This is a genomic window from Alkalihalophilus lindianensis (genome assembly GCF_032843265.1).
GTDB lineage: Bacteria > Bacillota > Bacilli > Bacillales > Bacillaceae_D > Alkalihalophilus > Alkalihalophilus lindianensis.
Genome location: NZ_JAWJBA010000015.1, coordinates 1 through 12889, shown reverse-complemented (window position 1 = coordinate 12889; position 12889 = coordinate 1). Strand labels below are relative to the sequence as shown.

Sequence of the window (12889 nt, the reverse complement as noted above, 5' to 3'; positions counted from 1 at the left end):
CTTGGTACAGCAATGAAAGGGATTGAAATTTCAACTCTCCAACCATCTGAGCGTATGCAAGAGCGTGGTTGGTAAGAGAGCACTAAGTTTTTGATATAGAAAGGAAACAACGTGATGGTTAAAGTAGGAGTATTGGCCTTACAAGGCGCTGTACGTGAACATGTTACTTGTCTACAAGCACCGGATGTAGAAGTGATCGTCGTTAAGAAGATTGAACAACTAAGTGAGTTAGACGGTCTTGTTTTACCTGGTGGTGAAAGCACAACAATGAGACGACTTATTGATAAATACGAATTCCTTGAGCCGCTTAAAGCCTTTGCAGCATCAGGAAAGCCCGTCTTCGGTACATGTGCAGGTCTTATTTTAATGGCAAAAGACATTGTTGGCCAAAATGAAGGTCACCTTTCTCTAATGAATATGACGGTAGAGCGTAATGCTTTTGGACGTCAACGTGAGAGCTTTGAAGCTGATCTGATGGTGACTGATGTTGGGGATGATGTGAGAGCTGTCTTCATTCGTGCTCCGCTTATTAAAGAAGTTGGCGAGAATGTAGAGATCATTTCAAAGTTCAATGATGAGATTGTTGCAGCAAGAGAAGGTCGCTTTCTAGCATGTTCTTTCCATCCGGAATTAACTGATGACCATCGTTTTCATCAGTATTTTGTGAAGATGGTTGCACAAGCTAAGCTAGAAGGTGTAAAATCTGTATAACAGACAATGCGTTGATAGGGAATAGTATATAAGATGGTCACTTTAGAGAGCTGACGGTAGGTGCGAGTCAGTGTAGCCTTTTATAGAATCCACCCTTGAGTGAATGGTGAGGCGTGAGCTTAAATCGTTCCGGTTAGATACCCGTTATGTATCTAGAGTGGTCTATATGTTTCATATAGGCAACAAGGGTGGTATCGCGGGTGCTCTCGTCCCTTCTTCTTGAGTGGAGAATGGATGAGGGTGCTTTTTTGTTTGGATTAATTAAGGACATATGAAGGAGGAATATACATGTTAGACGTAAAACGACTTAGAAATGATTTTGCTGAAATTAAGGAAAAGTTAGCGACACGCGGCGAGGATATCTCGGGTCTTGATCGTTTTGGTGATTTAGATGAGAAGCGTCGTGCGATTATTGTAGAGGTGGAAGAATTAAAAAGCAGACGTAACCAAGTTTCACAAGAGGTAGCTCAGCTTAAACGCGAGAAAAAGGATGCAGATCACCTTATTAAAGAAACGAGAGAAGTATCTGAGCGAGTGAAGCAACTAGATGAAGAGCTACGTACAATTGAAACGGAGCTTGATGACTTACTTCTTACGATTCCAAATGTGCCACATGAGTCAACGCCAATCGGTGAAACAGAAGATGATAATCTAAAAATTCGTAATTGGGGAGAGGTACGCTCATTTGACTTTGAACCAAAACCACATTGGGATCTAGCAACAGATCTAGGAATTCTTGATTTTGAACGTGCTTCAAAGGTCACAGGTAGTCGTTTTGTCTTTTATAAAGGTCTAGGAGCTCGTCTTGAGCGTGCATTAATGAACTTTATGATGGACCTCCATCAAGATGAGCATGGCTATGAAGAAGTGCTACCACCTTATATGGTGAACCGTACAAGCATGACAGGGACAGGGCAACTTCCGAAGTTTGAAGAAGATGCATTTAAGATTCGTGAGGAAGATTATTTCTTAATTCCAACCGCAGAGGTACCTGTTACAAACATGCATCGTGATGAGATTTTACAAGGAGAACAACTACCGATTGCTTATACAGCTTTTAGCGCTTGTTTCCGCTCAGAAGCAGGTTCAGCAGGACGTGATACGCGTGGATTGATTCGTCAACACCAATTCAATAAAGTAGAACTTGTGCGCTTTGTAAAGCCAGAAGACTCTTACGCTGAGCTTGAGAATTTAACGGGACATGCAGAGAAAGTACTTCAATTACTTGAACTGCCTTATCGTGTAATGAGTATGTGTACAGCAGACTTAGGGTTCACTGCAGCGAAAAAATACGATATAGAAGTATGGATTCCAAGCTATGATTCTTATCGTGAAATTTCTTCTTGCAGTAATTTTGAAGATTTCCAAGCACGTCGTGCGAATATCAAGTTCCGTCGTGACACAAAATCCAAGGCAGAATTTGTTCATACTTTAAACGGATCAGGCCTTGCAGTCGGCCGTACAGTGGCAGCAATCCTAGAGAATTACCAACAAGCTGACGGATCAATTGAGATTCCTAAAGTGCTTCGTCCTTATATGGGTAACATTGAGAAAATTGGTTAATAGACAAAACCCCTTATAGCGGTTGCTATAAGGGGTTGTTTTTATACGTAATTTGGTTTGCGTTCTCCTGAAGCAATCTCTTCCATGTAGTGACATGCTGCCTGATGACCTTCTTTCATATAGTCAGCAGAACGTAACTCAGGAGTGTCTGTTTTACACTTTTCCGATGCAAACGGGCAACGAGTGTGGAAACGACATCCAGTAGGAGGGTCAATTGGAGAGGGGACGTCACCTTTTAAGATAATACGTTCCTTCTTACGCTCAGGATCTGGTACAGGAATCGCTGATAATAATGCTTTTGTATATGGATGCTGAGGATTATCAAATAATGATTTTTTATCACCGATTTCAACAATACGTCCAAGGTACATAACGATTACACGATCAGAGATATGACGAACAACCCCAAGATCGTGGGAGATGAACAAGTATGTTAACTGGAATTCGCGCTGTAGTCGTTTTAATAAGTTAATTACCTGTGCTTGAATCGATACATCAAGGGCCGATACGGCTTCATCACAAATAATAAGCTTAGGGTCTACAGATAGTGCACGTGCAATTCCGATACGTTGACGTTGTCCACCACTGAATTCATGGGGAAAGCGATCTGCTTGGTGAGCACCGAGACCAACTGTTTCCATTAATTCTTTTATACGATCTGCACGTTTATTACGTGGGATCACATTTTGAATTTCCATTGCTTCTTCTAAAACTTGACGAACGGTTTGACGTGGGTTGATTGAAGCGTAAGGATCTTGGAAAATGATCTGTAAATCTTTACGCTTTTTACGCATCTGTGCCTTATTAAGACCAAGGAGGTCCTCGCCGTCAAATTCCACTGTACCATCAGTAGGCTCATCAAGACGAAGAATAGCACGACCTGTTGTCGACTTACCACAGCCTGATTCCCCTACAATACTTACTGTTTCACCTTCATAAATAGTAAATGATACACCATCTACAGCTTTAACGTGATTAACAGTACGACCAAGCAACCCACCTTTAATAGGGAAGTATTGCTTTAAGTCATTAACTTTAAGAAGTTCTTTCTTCATACACGTTCACCTCCGGGTCCCCATCCCACTCATCTGAATAGATCCAGCAACGGATTTGGTTTCCATTTTCATCTTCCTCAAGATCAGGTAAACGCTCGCGGCAGATGTCACTAGCAAATGGACAACGCGGAGCGAATCTACAGCCTTTTGGCATATCTGCAGGACTTGGTACAGATCCTTTAATAACAGACAACTCTTCTCCATCCACATCGATATCATGACGGGGTAGAGATTTAAGAAGACCAACTGTATATGGGTGACGTGGATTTTTGAATAGATCGTTGATGCTTGCATATTCAACCACTTTACCGCAATACATAACGGCTACATAATCACATGTCTCAGCAACAACACCAAGGTCATGTGTAATCATAATGATGGACATACCTAAACGATCTTGAAGATCTTTCATCAATTCAAGAATTTGTGCTTGAATCGTTACATCAAGAGCAGTAGTAGGCTCATCGGCAATAAGAAGTTCAGGATTACAAGCAAGAGCCATAGCAATCATGACCCGCTGACGCATTCCACCAGATAGTTCATATGGATATTGGTGTACGCGTTTTTCTGGTGAAGGAATACCAACTAGCTTAAGCATCTCAATCGAACGCTCAATTGCTTTTCTCTTTCCAAGACCCTCATGGATTTGGAATGATTCACCGATTTGCTGCCCTACTGTATAAACAGGGTTTAAAGAAGTCATTGGTTCTTGGAAAATCATTGAGATTTCATTTCCGCGAATTTTACGCATTTGCGCTTCTGTTTTAGAAAGAAGATCTTCTCCCTTAAACAGGATTTCTCCACCGACCACTTTACCTGGTTTTTGGATTAAACGAAGAATCGAAAGCGAGGTAATACTTTTACCTGAACCTGATTCCCCAACAATGCCAAGCGTTTTTCCTTTTGGTACATCAAATGTAACACCATCAACAGCCTTCACTTCAGAATGCTCCATGAAAAATGATGTACGCAAGTCACGCACTTGAATAATGGATTCATTAGTAGTCAATTTTTTTCACACCCCTCATTAATAAGTGAGTCTTAATCAAGGTCAATACGCTTGTTTAAGAAGCGATAAGAAATATCTACGAGTAAGTTAACAAGAACGAACAATAATGAAATAACAAGAACAGTACCTTGAACGATAGGGAAGTCACGAGCACGAATGGCATCAATGATTAAGCGTCCCATTCCGTTAATAGCAAATACAGTCTCAGTTAGAACAGTACCACCTAGTAATACACCAAATTGTAAACCAACAACAGTTACAACTGGAATTAGTGCATTTTTAAGAGCATGTCGGTAAATAACAACGCGCTCTTTTACCCCTTTAGCACGTGCAGTACGGATATAATCTTGTCCAATTACTTCTAACATACTTGAACGAGTCATACGTGCTACGATTGCAGCACCTGCTGTACCAAGGGTTATAACTGGTAACACAGCTTGCTGCCAGGTTCCCCAACCCGAAGGTAAGAATATTCGCCATTCAATTGCGAAATACTGAATTAACATTAAACCAAGCCAGAAGTTAGGCATTGAAAGTCCAAATAGAGCAACAATCATAATCATTGTATCTAAGAATGTGTAATGTCTTGTTGCAGAAATAATTCCTGCAATTAAACCAATAAATACACTTAAAATCGTACTATAAATGGCAAGCTCAATCGTTACCCAAAACCTACCGCTAATTTCTTGAGTTACTTCACGACCACTGCGAATCGAGTTTCCTAAGTCACCTTGAATCGCATTTCCAATATAATTAAAATACTGTTTTGGAAGTGGGTCATTTAAACCTAATCGCTCACGCATTTGATCTACTTGAGCTTCAGATGCACTTTCCCCGGCAATAATCTGTGCTGGGTCACCAGGAATGAGGTGCATCATGGAGAAAACGAGAATTGTAACACCAAAAAGAACAGGGATCGTTTGAATTAATCGTCTAACTATATAAGTAAACAATCATCTACACCTCTTTTCTAGTTTTTCATCTTCGGATCAAGTGCATCACGTAATCCGTCACCAAAAATATTAAATGCTAGTACAACAATAACAATTGCCAAACCTGGGAATAACGCAACATGAGGTGCGTCATACATATAGTTTCGTCCTGCACTCAACATAGCTCCCCATTCAGGTGTTGGAGGTTGTGCTCCCATACCTAAGAAAGAGAGACCACTTGCTGTTAAGATCGCTGTTGCCATGCGCAGTGTAGCTTGGACAATAATAGGTGATAAAATATTCGGTAAAATGTGTTTAAAAATAATACGACCATCACTCGCTCCTAGAGCACGAACAGCATCGATGTATTCAAGCTTTCTTACAGATAGTACAGAACCACGTACAATCCGTGCAAAGACTGGAATCGAGAATATTCCGACAGCTATGATTACGTTTGTTAAGCTTCCGCCTAGTACACTTACGATTGCTAATGCAAGTAAGATACCTGGGAATGCAAGTAATACATCCATACAACGCATGATAAATGCATCAACGCGTTTTCCATAATATCCTGAAATTAATCCAAGAAATACACCGAAAACGGTTCCGATAATAACGGAGAATAGGCCAATGTATAAAGTGATTGACATACCGTGAATAATTCGACTGAAAATATCACGACCATGATGGTCTGTGCCGAACCAATGTTCAGATGATGGTGTTGCTAGTTTGTTCACATGATTTTGTACCGATGGTTCATACGGTGCAAAAAATGGTCCGATAATCGCTACAATAACAAAAAATAAAATTAAGACTCCACCGACCATAGCAGCTTTGTTTTTACGAAGCTTTCTATAGAAGTTTTTCATACTCTGAACTCGAGGGTTCGGGGGAGGACTTTTTGTCATAGCATCATTTATCGTCTGTTCGCTCATAATAGACACCCTTTCTCAAAATGCTTTAAATTTTGACAAAATTATTACTATACTACACCGCATTATTATATCACGTACATAATTTTTTACAATGTTAAAAATATTTTTGTGAGATAATGTCTATTTTTTTCATATTCTAAAAATTAAAATAATTTATACGGAAATGAAAACGCTTAACAAAATACTTTCCTACAATAAAATGGTGAACTAAGTGGAGAATTATTAATTTTATAAAAATTATTGTTTTATTGTGAAATTTAAGTTATAGTGATATTGAATTTTAAAAGTTCAAACAAAAAGGGAAATAAGGGGGTTTTAAAAGTGAAGATGTCTAAAAATTCACTTTTCGCTTTCTTGCTTGCAATGGTACTTGTTCTTGTACTAGCAGCATGTGCGAGTGAGCCGGACAATTCAGGCGAGCCAGCTGGAGATACAGATGGTGAAGATACTGAAGCGGTTGAGGGTGCTGAAGGCGGCGATTTAGTAATTGCAACATTATCAGATGCGTCATCGTTAGATCCGGCAAGTGCAAATGACGTGCCGTCCACTAATGTGACTGCAAACATTTTTGAAACAATTGTTAAACAGAACGGAGATCTTGAGCTTGAACCTGGTTTGGCTGAAGATTGGGAAATGATTGATGATAATACGTGGGAATTTTACATTCGTGAAGGCGTAACATTCCATGATGGATCTGAATTAAATGCTGAGGTAGTGAAAGCAAACCTTGATCGTATTCAAGATCCTGAACTTGCCTCACCTCGTTCTTTCTTAATTAATATGGTAACAAGCATTGAAGCGACTGATGAGTATACTCTAGAGCTTACTACTGAGTATCCTTTCTCTCCACTTCCTGCTCATTTAGCTCATAACGGACTTGCTATTAGTTCACTTCCTTCTATTGAAGCGGACCAAGAAGCTGTAGCTAATGGTGAAACTCCTGGTGCTTCTATTAGTGAGAATCCTGTTGGGACAGGTTTCTTCAAATACGAAGAGTGGAATCCAGGAACATCGGTTAAATTAGTGAAAAATGATGATTATTGGGGTGAGCCTGCGAAGGTTGATTCTGTAACATTCTCAGTAGTACCTGAAGATTTAACTCGTATTGCTGAACTTGAAACAGGTGGAGCGCATATTATTTTCCCTGTAAGCCCAAGTGATGTTACACGTGTTGAAAATACTCCAGAAGTAAGTCTTGATCGCACAAATAGTGTGAGTCTTTCATACATTGGATTTAATATGGAGAAAGAGCCATTTGATGATGGGCGTGTTCGTCAAGCAATCTCTATGGCTATCAATAAAGAAGGTATTATTAGTGGTATTTTAGATGACACAGGTACTCCTGCAGTTGGTCCAATCCCTCCAGATGTTTTCGGATTTGATGATTCTGTTGAGCCTTTAGGTTATGACGTAGATGCTGCGCAAGAATTACTTGCTGAAGCTGGTTTTGAAGATGGTTTCTCTACTACAATTTGGACAAATGATAATCGTGAGCGTATGGCGATTGCTGAGTATGTCCAAGCTGAACTTGCTAAGATTAATATTGACGTAAGTGTTAACGTAATGGAATTTGGTGCTTTCTTAGATCAAACTGCGAATGGTGAGCATGATATGTTTATCCTTGGTTGGTCTGTAGTAACAGGAGACGCTGATTACGGAATGTACCCATTATTCCATTCATCTAATGTAGGTGAAGCTGGTAACCGTACATTCATGGAAGATCCTGAACTAGATGAAATTTTAGAAGAAGCTCGTCAAACTGCTGATGAAGAAGATCGTCTAGCACTTTACAAGCAAGCTCAAGAAATGTTAGTTGAAGATGCCCCAATGATCTACCTATACCATCAAGAATACCTAGTTGGTCTTCGTGATGAGGTACAAGGGTTCTGGAAGCATCCAAATGGAACGTACATGCTTCAAGAGGTAACTCTTAACTAATATAATAGAAGAAAGGTGGTCTTTTGAAAAAAAGATCATCTTTTTTTCTTTAAAAGGTTGCGTGTTATCGTGAAACCTGATATTATATTCCTTGTCAGCAATTACATATAACACATGGAGGAATACCCAAGTCCGGCTGAAGGGATCGGTCTTGAAAACCGACAGGCGGGTTAAACCGCGCGGGGGTTCGAATCCCTCTTCCTCCGCCATATGTTAAATGACACACATCACCTTTTAGGTGGTGTTTTTTTATACCCACATTCTTAGTAGGAGTGGTGAAGATGAAAGAGCGACACGAGGGCTTTATGAGACGTGCGTTAGCAGAGGCTGATAAGGCAGAACAAATAGGGGAAGTGCCAATTGGGGCGGTCATTGTTAAAGATGGCGAGGTGATTGCTGCTGCTCATAATCGTAGAGAGTGTGACCATCAAGCGATTGCACATGCCGAATTACTAGCTATTAAAAAAGCTTGTGACGTCTTGGGGAGTTGGCGATTAACTGGCTGTACCCTTTATGTGACGCTTGAACCTTGCCCGATGTGCGCTGGAGCTATTGTGCAGGCTCGTGTGGATCAAGTGGTTTATGGTGCTGTGGACCCTAAAGCGGGGTGTGCAGGTACTTTGATGAACTTACTTGATGAACCTCGATTTAATCATCGTGCAGATGTGGTGTCGGGGTGCCTAGAAGAAGAGTGCGGAGAGAGATTGACTGGTTTTTTTAGAAAGCTCAGAGCTAAAAGGAAAGCAGCTAAGAGGAACGGGTCTTCCTAATTCTTACACTTGCATTTTTAAATCAAACGCTCTATACTAGGAAATGCGTCACATTAGACGCCTAAACATTGTTATTCAATTTGCCGTGCTAGGTGGGGAGGTAGCGGTGCCCTGTACCCGCAATCCGCTGTAGCGGGACTGAATCCCTTTCTGAGGTTTTGTCATCGTAAGGTCTGACCTAAGTAAGTGGTGTTGACGCTTGGGTTCCACGCAACGGAAACCCGCAAACCCTGTCAGGTCCGGAAGGAAGCAGCAGTAAGTGGCCCCTTCCGTGTGCCGTGGAGTAGCCTGGGTCGAGCTAACTGCTTAGGTAACGCTTGGGGTGACACTATCGAGGAAAGGTGCACGGTATTATATATACTAAGACAACAACTACTTAAGGTAGTTGTTTTTTTATTGCGTATTTCAGTGTGTGGCATGTATTTGCTAGTTTGACACTTTATTATCATCTTTTAAATCGCTATAATATGAAGTAGTGAGTAGAAAAAGGAGTGGGAACAATGAGCTATCAAGCATTATATCGCGTATGGCGACCGCAGCAACTACGGGATGTAGTAGGACAAGAGCATATTACGAAAACGCTGCAGAATGCTTTGTTGCAAGAAAAGTTTTCCCACGCTTATTTATTTTCAGGGCCTAGAGGAACGGGTAAGACAAGTGCAGCAAAAATAATTGCTAAAGCGATTAACTGTGAGAAAGCTCCGGTGGCAGAACCTTGTAATGAGTGTACTTCTTGTAAGGGAATTACATCAGGTGCAATAGTAGATGTTATGGAAATTGATGCGGCTTCAAACAACGGTGTTGATGAAATTCGTGATATCAGAGATAAAGTAAAATTTGCTCCAAATGAAGTTCGTTATAAAGTGTATATTATTGATGAAGTGCATATGCTTTCAACGGGTGCATTTAATGCATTATTAAAAACATTAGAGGAACCCCCAAGTCACGTTATTTTTATTTTAGCGACTACAGAACCGCATAAAATTCCGTTAACCATTATATCGCGATGCCAACGCTTTGATTTTAAACGAATTTCTAATCATTCGATTGTAGGTCGTATGAATGAAATTTTAGCCCATGATAGAATTGAAGTGGAAGAGGAAGCTTTAATGATGATTGCGCGTGCGGCTGATGGAGGCATGCGTGATGCTCTAAGTTTACTAGATCAAGCCATTTCCTATGCCGAAGATACATTGACGCTTGAAGATGTACTTGCCATCACTGGTGCGGTCTCTGAAGGGGTGTTGGTCAAGCTTGTAGAAGCTATTGCGACTAAAGAAACCGCGGTGGCACTCGAATCCTTAGATCATCTAGTTAGGGATGGGAAAGAACCAGGGCGTATACTCGAAGATCTTATCTATTACATACGCGATTTATTATTGTGCAAAACTGCTCCGGATTCACAAAATCTATTAGAGAGGGCAGAATCGGTTGAGAAGGCAGCTGCTCTTAGTGAGCGATTTGAATTCCCTTGGCTTTATCAAGCGATTGAACTATTGAATGCTTCTCAACAAGAGATGAAGTGGTCTTCGCACCCTAAAGTTATCTTGGAAATGGTTCTAATACGTTTAGTGAATCAAAGACCCGAACAAACAGAGGGTGTAAGTGGAGTGGAGTCCGAGAGAGTTCAGCAGTTGGAAACAAAGATTAGTACTCTTGAAAAAGCATTGAAACAACTTCAAGCTAGTGGAGTTGTGGGAGCGGCGGCTGACGGGAATCAACAGCCAGCTGTAAGAAGACCTAAAAAGCAAGTTCCGCAAACAAGAGTGAATACATCAAAAGTAAAAGAGCTTTTAAAAGGAGCCACAAAACAAGAGTTTCAAAAGGTGACTGGTCAGTGGGGAGCGATTATGGAGCGAGTTAAGTCTCAAAATATCCCTGCTCATGCTTGGTTAAGTGATAGTCGCCCTGTGGCTGCTTCAGAAGGCTTCATCCTTCTAGCGTTTCAAAATGAAATGCATCGTGATATGATGGATACAAAGTTCCGTCCGTTTTTAGAAGATGTGTTTCAAGACATGTTTGGCAACTCAATAACCTTTATGACATTGCTTCAAAATCAATGGGATAGGTTAAAGGAAGAATATGTTAAGGAACAACGCGGGGGCGAGCAAGAAAGCGACCCTGTGGTAGATGAGGCCCTTAAGTTAGTGGGCTCTGATCTAGTTGAAATTATCGACGGATAAACTAAGGAGGAATTACTATGAAAAACATGGGTAATATGATGAAGCAAATGCAGAAAATGCAAAAGCAAATGGCGAAGGCGCAAGAAGAGTTGAAAGAGAAAACAGTAGAAGCTACAGCTGGCGGTGGCATGGTTACTGTTATTGCTAGTGGAGATAAGCGTATTATTGATGTGAAAATCTCTGAAGATGTTGTAGATCCAGATGATATCGATATGCTTCAAGATTTAATTTTAGCTGCGACAAATGAAGCGTTAAAACAAGTAGATGAACTTGTGGAACAAGACATGGGTAAATTCACAAAAGGAATGAACATTCCAGGTATGTTCTAGGAGGTTGTACTTTGCAATATCCAGAACCGATCGCAAAGTTAATAGAAGGTTTTATGAAACTTCCAGGTATAGGACCGAAAACGGCAAGCCGTTTGGCTTTCTTTGTTCTTGATATGAAGGAAGATGATGTCCTTGATTTTGCAAAGGCTTTAGTAAATGCTAAACGAAATCTAACCTATTGCTCGGTCTGTCATAATATTACTGATACAGACCCTTGCCGCATATGTGAGGACAAACATCGTGATGAGTCTATGGTATGTGTGGTCCAGGACGCAAAAGATGTTATTGCAATGGAGAAAATGAAGGACTATCGGGGGAAATATCATATATTACACGGTGCGATTTCTCCTATGGATGGAGTTGGACCAGAGGACATCAAAATCCCGGAACTATTAAAACGACTACAGGATGACACGATTCAAGAAGTAATCATAGCTACAAACCCTACTATTGAAGGGGAAGCAACTGCTATGTATATTTCTCGTTTAGTGAAGCCTACAGGTATTAAGGTGACAAGGATTGCACATGGATTACCAGTAGGTGGAGATCTAGAGTATGCAGATGAGGTTACATTGTCTAGGGCGATAGAAGGAAGACGTGAATTATAGATCAAGGGGGACGTTATGTTTTTTCGGAAAAAAGGAAGATTACGAAAAGAAGAAAACGATCGTCTACTAAGGTCTATTGAATCGATGAAGGATCGTTTAGATAGCGAGAAACATTTTGTATCTCATAGTGTGGACCCATCGGATGATGTACTTGCAAAGATGAAGGCATCGGAGTCCGTATATACTTTTTTATTAAGAGAAGCGAGAACTCAAAAGATGCGAAAGAACAAGCTTGCAAGATAGCTTGTTCTTTTTTTATTTTCTCTAGCATAAATTAAAGAAAAGACAAGCATATGAGGTGATTCAATGGATCCGATCCTAGTTATCGCTATCTTAGCAGGGCTTGTAATCCTATTATTAACGATAGGAGCCCCGCTAAAGCCACTTCGATTTATTGGGCAAATAGCTGTAAAGGTAGTCATAGGAGCTCTATTATTATTCTTTGTAAATGCATTTGGCTCGTTCTTTGCTTTTCATATTCCTATTAATGGTGTAACAGCTCTAGTGTCTGGAGTTCTAGGGGTGCCTGGTTTGCTTTTATTAATAGTAACCAAGCAATTTATATTGTAAGAAAAGGCAAGGGAAATCTAAAAAGAGACCCCTTGCCTTTTTATATGGTGAATTCAAGAGAAGGTTCCTCGAGCCTATTTTTCGTAGGAAGAATCTTTTTTGAAATTTATTTTTAAAAAGACTTGCGCTTATTATAGATAACATGTTATATTATTACTTGTCGCTGAGACACACCACAACAACGCAAACAAAACAACTTGAAAAAAAGATGTTGACGGAACGTTGCTGTGATGGTATATTAGTTAAGTCGCCAACGAGCGACGGACGAAAAAGTTCTTTGAAAACT

General features: G+C 40.4%; 14 protein-coding genes, 1 tRNA gene, 1 other RNA gene and 1 other annotated feature. Of the genes, 12 read left to right on the top strand and 4 right to left on the bottom strand.

Annotation, left to right across the window (positions count from 1 at the left end):
• The 3 genes from RYX56_RS20895 to serS form a co-directional block, all read left to right on the top strand.
• On the top strand, window positions 1-75 hold a 75-nt coding region (locus RYX56_RS20895), incomplete at its 5' end, for a hypothetical protein (RefSeq protein WP_317123569.1).
• 39 nt (window positions 76-114) lie between these two features.
• Window positions 115-711, top strand: coding sequence for a pyridoxal 5'-phosphate synthase glutaminase subunit PdxT (pdxT, locus tag RYX56_RS20890; RefSeq protein WP_317123924.1), 597 nt, complete (start codon window positions 115-117; stop codon window positions 709-711).
• Between the two features lie 2 nt (window positions 712-713).
• Window positions 714-928: a binding site (T-box leader), on the top strand.
• A 71-nt stretch (window positions 929-999) separates the two neighbouring features.
• The gene (serS, locus tag RYX56_RS20885; protein WP_317123923.1) at window positions 1000-2274 is read left to right on the top strand and encodes a serine--tRNA ligase; all 1275 of its coding nucleotides are present in this window, start codon (window positions 1000-1002) and stop codon (window positions 2272-2274) included.
• 41 nt (window positions 2275-2315) lie between these two features.
• Here serS and RYX56_RS20880 read toward each other — a convergent pair whose 3' ends face one another.
• The 4 genes from RYX56_RS20880 to nikC all read right to left on the bottom strand — a co-directional run bounded on the left by RYX56_RS20880 (window position 2316) and on the right by nikC (window position 6205).
• On the bottom strand, window positions 2316-3329 hold the full coding sequence (locus tag RYX56_RS20880; protein ID WP_317123922.1) for an ABC transporter ATP-binding protein: 1014 nt from the start codon (window positions 3327-3329) through the stop codon (window positions 2316-2318).
• Entirely contained in the window at window positions 3310-4284 is a 975-nt protein-coding gene (locus RYX56_RS20875) for an ABC transporter ATP-binding protein (protein ID WP_317123925.1), read from the bottom strand. Before RYX56_RS20875 ends, RYX56_RS20880 begins: the two co-directional genes overlap by 20 nt.
• Before the next feature lie 86 nt (window positions 4285-4370).
• Entirely contained in the window at window positions 4371-5291 is a 921-nt protein-coding gene (gene nikB, locus RYX56_RS20870; protein WP_317123921.1) for a nickel ABC transporter permease, read from the bottom strand.
• Between the two features lie 17 nt (window positions 5292-5308).
• Window positions 5309-6205 (bottom strand): nickel transporter permease, encoded by an 897-nt coding sequence (nikC, locus tag RYX56_RS20865; protein WP_317123920.1) that lies wholly within the window; start codon window positions 6203-6205, stop codon window positions 5309-5311.
• A gap of 321 nt (window positions 6206-6526) precedes the next feature.
• On the opposite strand from nikC, the gene RYX56_RS20860 reads away from it, so the two are divergent.
• The 9 genes from RYX56_RS20860 (at window position 6527) to RYX56_RS20820 (ending at window position 12603) form a co-directional block, all read left to right on the top strand.
• Complete coding sequence (locus RYX56_RS20860) at window positions 6527-8143, top strand: glutathione ABC transporter substrate-binding protein (protein WP_317123919.1); 1617 nt, start codon at window positions 6527-6529, stop codon at window positions 8141-8143.
• A 116-nt stretch (window positions 8144-8259) separates the two neighbouring features.
• Window positions 8260-8352: transfer RNA gene (locus RYX56_RS20855), tRNA-Ser, on the top strand.
• A gap of 72 nt (window positions 8353-8424) precedes the next feature.
• Window positions 8425-8913, top strand: a complete 489-nt coding sequence (gene tadA, locus RYX56_RS20850; RefSeq protein ID WP_317123918.1) for a tRNA adenosine(34) deaminase TadA — start codon at window positions 8425-8427, stop codon at window positions 8911-8913.
• 83 nt (window positions 8914-8996) lie between these two features.
• An RNA gene (ffs, locus tag RYX56_RS20845) (signal recognition particle sRNA large type) lies at window positions 8997-9262 on the top strand.
• Between the two features lie 151 nt (window positions 9263-9413).
• The gene (gene dnaX / locus RYX56_RS20840; RefSeq protein WP_317123917.1) at window positions 9414-11096 is read left to right on the top strand and encodes a DNA polymerase III subunit gamma/tau; all 1683 of its coding nucleotides are present in this window, start codon (window positions 9414-9416) and stop codon (window positions 11094-11096) included.
• A 17-nt stretch (window positions 11097-11113) separates the two neighbouring features.
• Window positions 11114-11425, top strand: a complete 312-nt coding sequence (locus RYX56_RS20835; RefSeq protein WP_317123916.1) for a YbaB/EbfC family nucleoid-associated protein — start codon at window positions 11114-11116, stop codon at window positions 11423-11425.
• Between the two features lie 11 nt (window positions 11426-11436).
• Window positions 11437-12033 carry a recombination mediator RecR gene (gene recR / locus RYX56_RS20830; RefSeq protein WP_047973662.1) on the top strand — a complete coding sequence of 199 codons (597 nt, stop codon included), beginning with the start codon at window positions 11437-11439 and terminating at the stop codon, window positions 12031-12033.
• A 15-nt stretch (window positions 12034-12048) separates the two neighbouring features.
• Window positions 12049-12276, top strand: a complete 228-nt coding sequence (locus tag RYX56_RS20825) for a YaaL family protein (RefSeq protein ID WP_047973663.1) — start codon at window positions 12049-12051, stop codon at window positions 12274-12276.
• A gap of 63 nt (window positions 12277-12339) precedes the next feature.
• Window positions 12340-12603, top strand: a complete 264-nt coding sequence (locus RYX56_RS20820) for a pro-sigmaK processing inhibitor BofA family protein (RefSeq protein ID WP_317123915.1) — start codon at window positions 12340-12342, stop codon at window positions 12601-12603.
• The last annotated feature ends 286 nt before the right edge of the window (window positions 12604-12889 follow it).